The organism is Rhizobacter sp. (assembly GCF_031412075.1).
Lineage (GTDB): Bacteria > Pseudomonadota > Gammaproteobacteria > Burkholderiales > Burkholderiaceae_C > Rhizobacter.
Genome location: NZ_JANOCG010000035.1, coordinates 1 through 6,976, shown reverse-complemented (window position 1 = coordinate 6,976; position 6,976 = coordinate 1). Strand labels below are relative to the sequence as shown.

Below are 6,976 nucleotides of genomic sequence, written 5' to 3'. Positions count from 1 at the left end.
GTAGTGCGAGAGGAAGTCGGGATACGTGTCAGGGATCGGGAAGTCGGAGTAGCCGAGGTTGTTGCGGCTGGTGTCGATGTGCAGGCTGCGGTAGGCCGACGACAGGCCGTTGTCGTTCTCGTAGCGCCACATGCCGCCGATGCGCGAGCCGATCTCGAAACACTCGAAGTTGACACCCTGCTCCTTCAGCGCCTTGGCCAGCGCCACGCCGGACGAGCCGGCACCGATGATGCACACCGGCAGCTGGGGGTCAGTCATCAGCACGGCGCTCCAAGTAGGCGGTGACGATGTCGTCAACGTGGCGGTCGGCGTGCAGCCCGAGGCTCAAAGCCAGCGCCGAGGTGAAGGCGCGCGGCCAGCCGTCGACGATGGTTTGCATTTGTGCTTCGGGCTGCCACACGGTGCGCCCGCTCGCGCCACGCCGCTGCACCGCAGCAACGATCTCGGCCGGGGTGACGGTGAGCGAGGGCAGGTTCATCACCCGCGTGTGCCCGAAGCGGCTGGCCGGCAGCGCGTGCAGTGCGAGAAAGCTGTCCACCACACACTGCACCGAAGCGACGGGAAAGCGAGTGTCGGCCGCCAGCGGGCACACCGCATCGCGCCCGTTGAGCGGCTCGCGGATCAGCGCGGCGATGCGGTCCGACACACTGCCACTCGCCGGCCCCGGGTGCGTCAACACGACGGGCAGGCGCAGCACCCGGCCGTCGATGAAACCGCGGCGGCTGCAGTCGTTGATCAGCAGCTCGGCCATCGCCTTGTGTGCGCCATACGAGGTTTGCGGCGTCTGCGCCACGTGGTCGTCGACCGTGTCGGGCAGCGGGCCGCCGAAGGTGGAGATGGAGCTCGCGAACACGAAACTCGGCGCCTGGGGCTGCGCGCGGCAATGCGCCAGCAGCTGCATCAGCGCCTGCACGTTGACGCCCAGGCCGCGCGCGAAGTCGTGTTCGGCATCGAGCGTCAGCGTGGCGGCGAGGTGAAACACCGCATCGATCGGCCGGGCAAACAGCCGCTGCATGAACGCCGCGTCGCAGATGTCGCCCTGCAGGCCCCCCGCGACGGGTCGGTTGTCGGCCAGCAGCAGCTCGGTGATCGGCTGGCCGCGCAGCGTGCCGCGTTGTCGCAGCGTGGCCGCCAGATGCGAGCCGATGAAGCCCGCCGCACCGAGCAGCAGGACGCGCATCAGCCGGTGTAGCTGAAGCTGCGGTAGGTGGAGATCAGGCGCTGGTAGGCCGAGGTGGCGCGCTCATGCACCTGCGGGTCGCGCACGAAGCGGGCGTCGTGCAGGAAGCCGATCATCAGGCTGTTGATCTCGAAGGTGAGCTGGGTCGGGTCGGTGTCGGGCCGCAGGTGGCCTTCTTCGATGCAGATGGTGATGGTGCGCTTGAGCTGCCCGCGCCAGGTCATCACCCACTCGAGCAGCTGGTCACGCAGGCCGCTTTCCAGGTGGTCGAGGTCAAAGGCGGCGGTGGTGTGCAGGCCGCCGGCCATGGCGTTCTCGCCCGTGCCCCGGCCGATCCACAGCCGCATGATGGCGTTCAGCCGAGGCAGGCCGCGTGGCTCGCTGAGGGTGGGCAGGAAGACGTTTTCCGCAAAGATGCGGCCGTATTCGGCCAGCACCTTGGTCTGCAGCGCCTCGAGCGAGCCGACCCGGGCAAACACACCACTCTTGCTGATGTTCATGCGCTTGGCCACTTCGCCCAGCGTGACGGCGGCCAGGCCCTCGACCACCGCGATGCGCAAGGCGGCCTGGATGATGGATTGCAGTGTCTGTTCGCTTTTGGCGAGCTTGATGGTCATGTTGGCGACCTCTTTTCCCTGAAGAGGGCCAGTATATGAAGGGATTCGCACGGCCGTGTTAGTGCTTTCCGAACCGCTTTGTTGGCCTGGATATGCAAGCCTGTTTGATCGATCATCGGGGCCTCGGCTGGATAGCATGTTCTTTGAGAAGTACTGACCACCACGGACACAACCATGCCTGTCGACCCCAAACTCCGCTCGTTGAACATTGACGTGCCCGCCCAGCCCGAGGTGCTGGTCAAGCTGTCTCTGCTGCTGGCCGAAGACGACGTCGACCTGCCCACCCTGGGCCGCCTGGTCGAGGCCGACATGTCGCTCGCCGCTGCAGTGATGAAGGCCGTCAACTCCTCGCTCTACGGCCTCAAGGGCCGCGTTCAGAGCGTGCAGCAGGCGGTGATGTACCTGGGCACCCGCGAGGTGGCGGCGGTGACCTTCGAATTTGGCCTGCGCGCGGTGTTCCCGGCCGCGCCCGAGCTTGACGCCGTGTGGCAACGCGCCAGCGTGCGCGGCTTGCTGATGGGCCGCATCGGCCAGACGCTGAGCGTCGACCCCTGGGGTGCGCACTCGGCGGGCCTGTTTGAAGAATGCGGCAAGGCGGTACTGTTCAAGCATGCGCCCGAGGTCTACCGGCCCATGCTGCAAACCTCGGCCAACGACACCGAGCTGGTCGAACGCGAATACGAAACCTTTGGCGTGAGCCACGACGCGCTGGGTGCGTCGTTGTGCGAAAGCTGGGGCCTCGGGCCCGCAGCGGTCGCCAGCGTGCGTCACCACGTGCGCGTCAACGCCCTGCGCCAGCTGCCGGCCCAAGCGCCGCGCCGCTCGATCTGTGCACTGTCGGCCCTGGCCAATGCGCTGATGACCGACCCCAGCACGCTGGAAGAAGTGGCCCAGGCGGTTGCGCCGCAGGCCATGCTGGACCAGACGCTGGTTTTGCGCGGCGCCAGAAAAGTCCAACAGCAGATCGAAGACGCCGCAGTGCGAGGCTAGACAAAGAGTCGCGAAGCCGACTCTTCATCCAGCAACGCCCGCGGAACCGGCTTTGCCGGGCCGCCAGGCGGCGCCCCTTGGGGGCAGGAGCGAAGCGACTGGGGGGCCTATCAAACCCGCCGGGTTGTTTCCCGCACGATCAACTCCAGCGGCGGCAGGATGATCTCTTCGCTGGTGTGGCCCAGCATGTTCAGAAGCGCGTGCGCTGCGAACAGCCCCATCTCGTAGATCGGCTGGCGCACCGTGGTGATCGGCGGCGTCAGGTAGGCGGCGGCCGGCAGGTCGTCCACACCCACCAGCGACAAGTCATCGGGCACCCGCACGCCGCGGCGGTACATCGCCACCCGCGCGCCAAAGGCTGTCTGGTCGTTGGCGGCAAACACCGCGGTGAAGGGGTGGCCGTTGTCGAGCAGGCGGTTCATCGCCAGCAGCCCGCCGCTTTCGAGAAAGTCGCCTTGCACGATGAGGTCGGGCACGACGGCCAGGCCGGCCTCCTGGTGCGCGCGGTGGTAGCCGGCCAGTCGCTCGGTGGCGTCAAGGTGATCGCGTGGGCCGGCGATGTGGGCGATGCGCTTGTGGCCGAGGCTGATCAGGTGGCGGGTGGCGATGTAGCCGCCGTGCTCCTGGTCGAAGTGGCGGCTGCGCACGTTGGGTGCTTCGAGCTGGCGGCCGGTCACCACGATCGGTTGGTGGCGCGCGAACTCGACGATTTGCGCATCGGTGAGGTGGCCGGTCAGGATCACCAGCCCGTCGATGCGGCGCGCCAGCAGCAGGCGGATGCGCGCGGCTTCTTCTTTCGCGTTCCAGTGGCCGCTCACGATGATGGGCGCGTAGCCGGTGCCGGCCAGGCCTTCTTCGATGCCGCGCATGGCACGGTTGAAGAAGGGGCTCTCGATGTCTTGCGTCAGGATGCCCACCGTCATGGTGGTGCCGGTCTTCAGGCTGCGCGCAAACAGGTTGGGTTTGAAGTCGAGCTGTTGGATCGCGCTTTCCACCGCGGTGCGCTTGTCGGACGCCACCCGCGCCGTGCCGTTGAGGATGCGCGACACCGTGCTCGGCGAGACGCCCGCCGCCCGCGCCACGTCCAGCAGCGTCACCGTTTCGGGCAGGGCGGGGGTGTCGCTGGAATGAGGGTGGGGCTGGGTCACGGGAGCGAGGCTGCGGAGCGGTTGCGTGGCATGCAGGATTCTGCATGGCGGGAAGTCATGATAACGTTTTCAAGGAGCTCATGTGCTGGCAACGACCCGCACCCCACCCTGGAGACAACCCATGAAAACACTTTTCGCCTTGTGGGCCGCTTGTTGCGGCCTGTTGGCCGCCGCCCCGGCCAGCGCCTGCAGCTTCGATCAGCCGCCGCAGGCGCGAGCCGAGAGCTGCAACCGGCTGCTCGCGCGCAGCATCAACTTCGGCAACATGCTCGACCACGCCCGCGAGGGCATGGCCGGCCCGGCGCTGCGCGACGAATTCATCGTACTGACGGCCCAGGCCGGCTTCACCGCCATCCGCCTGCCGATCCGCTGGGACGCGCAGGCCGCCGACAAGCCGCCCTACACCATCGACCCCGAGTTCTTCGCGCGCATCGATGGCGTGGTGAAGCTCGCGCTCCAACACAAGCTCGCCATCGTGCTCGACATGCACCACTACACCGCGATGATGAGCGAGCCCGACACCGAGCGCGCGCGTTTCCTCGGCCTGTGGAAGCAGGTGGCCGAGCATTACCGCGATGCGCCGGCCACCGTGATCTTCGAGGTCCTCAACGAGCCGCACGCCAAGCTCACCCAGGCGAAGTGGAACGACGCGCTGGCCGCCGTGCTGCCGGTGATCCGCGCCAGCAACCCGCATCGCACGCTGATCGTCGGCGGCTCGGAGTGGAATAACCGCAAGATGCTGGAGACGCTTGCGCTGCCCAAAGACGACCGCAACCTGATTGCCACGTTCCACTACTACGAGCCGATGGCGCTCACCCACCAGGGCGCCGAATGGGTGAGCGGCGCGGCGGCCTGGGCCGGCACCACCTGGCGCGGCAACGCGGCCGAGTTGCGCGCCCTGCGCGAGGCCTTCGACGGGGTGGCCGAATGGTCCAAGCGCGAGCAGCGGCCGGTCTACCTGGGCGAGTTCGGCGCCTACTCCAAAGCCGATGCCGCCAGCCGCATCGCCTGGACACGCGCCGTGCGCGAGCACGCCGAGGCACGCGGTTTTGCCTGGGCCTACTGGGAGCTGGCGGCCGGTTTCGGCGTGCTCGAGCCACGGGCGTTGACCTGGCGCCAGCCGCTGTTGAGCACCTTGGTGCCGGCGGCTCCACGCTGACCCCCGCGACGACCCCGTGCTTTCCCTAGGTTCGGGCTGTTCGGGGGTTTTCCGTGTTGACACCGTTCCTCCAGACGGTTGAAATCCGCTCCGTTGTGAAATCGATTTCACATGAAATCGGGTTACAGCTCGGCTCTCGTGTCGAAAAAGCCGCCACAGGGTAATCCTGGCCCGAAAGGGAAGGCTGCTGCCCCGAACGCTGGCCCGGCGGTGCATGTGATGTGGTTACACCTGCGCCAATCCATGAAAACGTTGTCAGAAATGACAATGAACCAGACGTCAACCATGACGAGGAGACAGACATGAAAAAACTGACCCAGCCCTTGCTGCTCGCGGTGGCCGCCCTGGTGGCCTTTGGCGCGCAAGCCCAGACCAAGGTGACCATCACGGTCGCCTCGTTCCCTGACCTCGACCGCGGCGTCAAGGCCGCGATCCCGCTGTACCAGAAGCTCAACCCGAACGTCGAGATCAAGCTCGCCACCCTCGCCTATCCCGACCACCACACCGCGATGACCACGGCGCTGGCCACCGGCGCCAACCTGCCCGACGTGATGGCGGTCGACAACGACTTCATCGGCAAGTTCGCCGAGTCCGGCGGCCTCGAAGACCTGGGCAAGGCGCCGTACAACGCCATGCAGTACCGCAGCCAGGTGGCCAAGTTCAGCTACCCGCAGGCCATGAGCGTGGGCGGCATGCTGGCCGCGATGCCGGTCGACATCGGCCCGGGTGCGATGTTCTACCGCAAGGATCTGACCGACAAGGCGGGCGTCACCGAAGACGATCTCACCAAGAGCTGGGAGTCGTACATCGAGGCCGGCAAGAAGGTGAAGGCCACCACCGGCGCCTACATGCTGGGCAACGCGGTCGACATCAAGGACATCGTGATCCGCTCCGGCCTGAAAGACGGCGAAGGCGCGTACTTCGACAAGAAGGGCCAGCCGCTCGTCACGTCGGCGCGTTTCGTCAAGGCCTTCGAGCTGGCCAAGGCCGCGCGCGTGGCCGGCATCGACGGCAAGATCGGCGCCTGGTCCAACGAATGGACCGAAGGCTTCAAGCGCGACAAGATCGCCTCGCAGATGATGGGCGCCTGGCTCAACGGCCACCTCACCAACTGGCTGGCCAAGGAGTCGGCCGGCAACTGGCGTTCGGCGCAGCTGCCCAACGGTTCGTACGGCTACTGGGGCGGCTCGTTCTACGCCATCCCGAAGAAGGCGCAGAACAAGGCCGCGGCCTGGGACTTCATCAAGTTCCTCACGCTCAACAAGGAAATGCAGATCGAGGCCTTCCGCAAGCTCGACGCCTTCCCCTCGCTGATCGCGGCGCAGAACGACCCCTTCCTGGATGAGCCCATCGCCTACCTGGGTGGCCAGAAGGCCCGCCAGCAGTGGAAGGTGGCGGCCGACAAGATCCAGGCGATCGCCGTCGACAAGTACGACCCGGTGGCCAAGGACGTCGTCAACGCCGAGCTGGAAAAGGTGCTGGAGCAGAACAAGGACATCAAGACCGCCTTGGCCGATGCCCAGACTGCCCTGAAGAAGCGCGTTCGCCGCTGAAGCAGTTTCCGTTCGGGCTGAGCCTGTCGAAGCCAGCGTGCTGCACGGTGCAGCACTTCGACAAGCTCAGTGCGAACGCAGTGATTGACCCGACCGTTCGCTCTTCACGCCATCATGCAGGCCATGTCTGAACCCCTGACCCCGCAAGCGCCCGCTGGTGCCGTGGCTCACCCGCCGCGGCGCAAAAAGCGCTTCGCGTTCCGCGACATCGCGCCCTACGTGTTCATCAGCCCGTTCTTCGTGCTGTTCTGCGTGTTCGGCCTGTTCCCGTTGCTGTTCTCGATGTACCTCTCGTTCCACCGCTGGGAGCCGGCGGCCGGCCTCGCGGC

General features: G+C 66.5%; 7 protein-coding genes and 1 pseudogene. 4 read left to right on the top strand and 4 right to left on the bottom strand.

All coding sequences use genetic code 11. The annotated features are described in order from the left end of the window. From RMO40_RS01180 to RMO40_RS01170, 3 genes are all read right to left on the bottom strand, one after another. On the bottom strand, positions 1–258 hold a 258-nt coding region (locus RMO40_RS01180), incomplete at its 3' end, for an NAD(P)-binding protein (protein ID WP_309715152.1). Then, positions 251–1,180: an NAD-dependent epimerase/dehydratase family protein gene (locus RMO40_RS01175; RefSeq protein WP_309715150.1), complete on the bottom strand. Its 930-nt coding sequence runs from the start codon at positions 1,178–1,180 to the stop codon at positions 251–253. The genes RMO40_RS01180 and RMO40_RS01175, both read right to left, overlap by 8 nt. Beyond that, on the bottom strand, positions 1,180–1,797 hold the full coding sequence (locus RMO40_RS01170) for a TetR family transcriptional regulator C-terminal domain-containing protein (protein ID WP_309715149.1): 618 nt from the start codon (positions 1,795–1,797) through the stop codon (positions 1,180–1,182). The genes RMO40_RS01175 and RMO40_RS01170 overlap by 1 nt, the downstream gene beginning before the upstream one ends. 174 nt (positions 1,798–1,971) lie before the next feature. Here RMO40_RS01170 and RMO40_RS01165 point away from each other — a divergent pair, with 174 nt between their 5' ends. After that, positions 1,972–2,787: an HDOD domain-containing protein gene (locus RMO40_RS01165; protein WP_309715147.1), complete on the top strand. Its 816-nt coding sequence runs from the start codon at positions 1,972–1,974 to the stop codon at positions 2,785–2,787. A gap of 110 nt (positions 2,788–2,897) precedes the next feature. Here RMO40_RS01165 and RMO40_RS01160 read toward each other — a convergent pair whose 3' ends face one another. Next, entirely contained in the window at positions 2,898–3,935 is a 1,038-nt protein-coding gene (locus RMO40_RS01160; protein ID WP_309715145.1) for a substrate-binding domain-containing protein, read from the bottom strand. A gap of 121 nt (positions 3,936–4,056) precedes the next feature. On the opposite strand from RMO40_RS01160, the gene RMO40_RS01155 reads away from it, so the two are divergent. The 3 genes and pseudogenes from RMO40_RS01155 to RMO40_RS01145 all read left to right on the top strand — a co-directional run. After that, entirely contained in the window at positions 4,057–5,094 is a 1,038-nt protein-coding gene (locus RMO40_RS01155; protein ID WP_309715143.1) for a cellulase family glycosylhydrolase, read from the top strand. A 302-nt stretch (positions 5,095–5,396) separates the two neighbouring features. Then, complete coding sequence (locus tag RMO40_RS01150; protein WP_309715140.1) at positions 5,397–6,647, top strand: extracellular solute-binding protein; 1,251 nt, start codon at positions 5,397–5,399, stop codon at positions 6,645–6,647. Between the two features lie 123 nt (positions 6,648–6,770). Beyond that, positions 6,771–6,976, top strand: a pseudogene (locus RMO40_RS01145) (sugar ABC transporter permease); the annotation flags it as partial.